The sequence below is a fragment of the Photobacterium lucens genome (genome assembly GCF_009873615.1).
GTDB classification, from domain to species: Bacteria; Pseudomonadota; Gammaproteobacteria; order Enterobacterales; family Vibrionaceae; genus Photobacterium; species Photobacterium lucens.
Genome location: NZ_SSMG01000185.1, coordinates 1 through 748, shown reverse-complemented (window position 1 = coordinate 748; position 748 = coordinate 1). Strand labels below are relative to the sequence as shown.

At 34.2% G+C, this 748-nt stretch carries 1 pseudogene; it reads left to right on the top strand.

Features of this window, described 5'->3' with window-relative positions:
• Nucleotides 1-140 precede the first annotated feature (140 nt).
• Nucleotides 141-748: pseudogene (locus E5A76_RS08805) on the top strand (hybrid sensor histidine kinase/response regulator); the annotation flags it as partial.

The following is a 748-nucleotide window of genomic DNA, read 5'->3' as shown; positions in this document are numbered from 1 at the left end:
GTAATAAAGGTACAGCATCGACATTATCTTATTACTTATTAAAACAAGCTGGATTTAATGTTGCGCATTATGATGGTTCTTGGATTGATTGGTCTGAGAAGGGATTGCCCATCGAGAAATAGGTTTACCTTGAGGGTAAAATGATGAAGGAAAATGTTGACGATAATTCTCTGGCAAAAGAAAAAAGTGAGCAATTCAACGCCAAGATTTCGCACGACCATGATATTCATCATTTATATCATAAAACAAGCTTGTTTAGTAAAATTGCGCTGGTAATGAGCACGGTTCTACTTTGTGTCATGTTATCAGCGCTTTACATTAGTTATTACAACAATACCCAACGGGTGGTAAAAGATATTAAAGTGATGATGAATACCTTTTCACCATTACTCATTGATACTGCAATCTACCAAGATACCGAGACAGCCATTGAGCTTAATCGCTCTTTGGAAGAGCATAAAGAGATCCTCTCGTTAACTCTGTATGACTTAGACGGGGATCTACTGCATTTTTACGAAAATGGCGATGGTGAAAATTATCAGCCATTAGAACAAACCCCAGGTTTATCTATTTATAAAGGTAATTATAAACTCACTTACCCAGTATCATTTAATGGCGATGATATATTTAATTATGTGATTTATTACAGCTCGTCAGACATCGTTACCACTATTTTAATTCAGCTGTTAGTTTTTATTCTACCGTTCTTATTTTTTATATTTTTTATTTTGATTTATATGTACCGTAA